Genomic DNA, 1,147 nt, shown 5'->3' with positions numbered 1-1,147 from the left:
GCGGCAGGGCAGCGGCGAAATCTTCGAAAACATCGTGGATCATTGTGCAATCCCCGCCTGTGCTGCGATGGTTTCCAGCAGCGCCAGCGCCTCCTGATCGGCGGCAAAGGCATCACGGGCCTCATCATAGATGGTGCGGGCGCGGTCAGTGTCGCCAAGGACCGAGAGGGCGCCGATGAGCCGGGCCCATTCTTCTGCCGAGCCGCCATCGGTTGCCAGCCGGTCCGACAGCCGGGTGACCATGCCGCGGATCATCTCCTGCCGGTCCTCAGCGCTGAGTTCGCTGGCGCCGGCCATATCCTCGGCACTGGGGCCGGGCAGGGCGGGGGCGGTGGTGCCGCCGGGTGCAATCGGCTGGTACTCAACACCGGCGCGAAAGGCCATCTCCTCGATCTGACCCTGGATGCCCTTGATCCAGGGGGCGTTCGCGGGGCCTGCACGCAGGGTTGCCGCCCATTCGCGGTAGGCCAGGTCCGGGCGGCCGATCTGCCCCAGCATCAGGCCCCAGTAATAGCGGGCAGGCCCGTGTGCGGGATCAATGGCGCGTGCTTTCTGCAGGTCGGCCTGGGCCTCGGGCGAGACATAGCCGCCGGCGGCCATGATCTTCAACTCGGCCAGTTCAGTGAAGTCGCGGGCATTGACCTGACCCTCTGCCAGCCGGATGTAACTGGTCTTGGCAGCATAGGCGGCCTGAAAATTACCTAGGTTCGCCTCGTGCTGCGCCAGCAGGGCCTGGCCCTGGGCATCGTCCGCGCGTTCACTAGCCGTCTTGCGCAGCTGCTCCACCAGTGTGACGTAACCTTCCTCGACCTGCGGCTTGGGCAGGGCGGGTACTTCGGCCTCAGCCTCGGTTTGAGAGGGGCGGTTTTCGGCGCGTTGGCCTGCCAGCTGGATACGGTCCTTCAGGCCTAGGTCGCCATAGCCCGGCGCGCCCAGCTGCCAGTAGATCCCCAGGGTGCCGCCGGTGATCAGCAGCGCTGTCGCTATGCCAAAGACCAGCGACAGGGTGCGGGGTTGCGAGCGGCCTGACTGCGCCTGCTGCAGCTGGGTATCGGCGGCCAGGATGCGGCGGGAAATCTCGGTGCGGATGCGGTCGGCGTCGCCTGCATTGATGACGCCGCGGGCAAGGTCCTTGTCCACCTCGCGC

Annotated in this window: 1 protein-coding gene; it reads right to left on the bottom strand. The window is 67.0% G+C overall.

Annotation, left to right across the window (positions count from 1 at the left end; genetic code table 11):
• Positions 1-39: 39 nt before the first annotated feature.
• Positions 40-1,147: c-type cytochrome biogenesis protein CcmI (gene ccmI / locus A2I95_RS40695; protein ID WP_291737985.1), on the bottom strand; the 1,108-nt coding region annotated here is incomplete at its 5' end.

The organism is Leisingera sp. F5, assembly GCF_001593695.1.
Note: the sequence above shows the minus strand (reverse complement) of the source record. Positions and strands in the feature narration are given on the sequence as shown.